The organism is Dietzia sp. IBK-p2-15D (assembly GCF_057773105.1).
In genome coordinates this window covers 1-542 of sequence record NZ_JBYMTK010000030.1, presented here as the reverse complement: position 1 = coordinate 542, position 542 = coordinate 1, and the positions used below count along the sequence as shown (strand labels likewise).

Here is a 542-nt window from a genome sequence, read left to right as displayed (position 1 = left end):
CAATGACCTCGCTCTTCGCTGGTTAACGCTCATACTACTCGACCACTTCGTATTCAACATCTTGATGATCAGAGACTGATCTAGGCATCATAAGCCTGGCAACAAAATAAATTAAGACACCAGGAAAGAAGCCGGTGAATATTAAGAAAATAATGGCAAAAATACGAAACAATCGTGGGTCTTGCTCGAAGTATTTAGCCAAACCAGAAACGACTCCACTTACCACTACATTCTCCTGATCTTTTTCAAGTCTTTTTTTCATAGTTATAGTATACCTTTTTCTTAAAAGCTTTTAAATCAAAGTAGTTACAAGTCTGAAGGCTCAAAAAATTACCACACATAAAGAGTTTTTCAGGCCTACAAGAAAGTTTTGAAATTGCTACAGTTGCGAGGCGTGGGAGAAAAATAACATAAGGCGTATTTAATATACGACGAATGTTATTTTATCGAACCGCAACGAGGCAAATGTAGTGATTTCAAAGCTTGTATATGACGTCCTTTCGCTCCACCACAACCTCAAAACCAGCCCGCTTAGCGTGCTG

The 542-nt window shown here is 38.7% G+C and carries 1 protein-coding gene; it reads right to left on the bottom strand.

Annotation, left to right across the window (positions count from 1 at the left end; translation table 11 throughout):
- Nucleotides 1–34 precede the first annotated feature (34 nt).
- Nucleotides 35–262 (bottom strand): PspC domain-containing protein, encoded by a 228-nt coding sequence (locus AC3DEV_RS16705; RefSeq protein WP_488372817.1) that lies wholly within the window; start codon nucleotides 260–262, stop codon nucleotides 35–37.
- Between the last annotated feature and the right edge of the window lie 280 nt (nucleotides 263–542).

Coding starts and splice junctions, on each gene's coding strand:
- AC3DEV_RS16705 (WP_488372817.1), bottom strand. CDS start 262: ATGAAAAAAAGACTTGAAAAAGATCAGGAGAATGTAGTGGTAAGTGGA.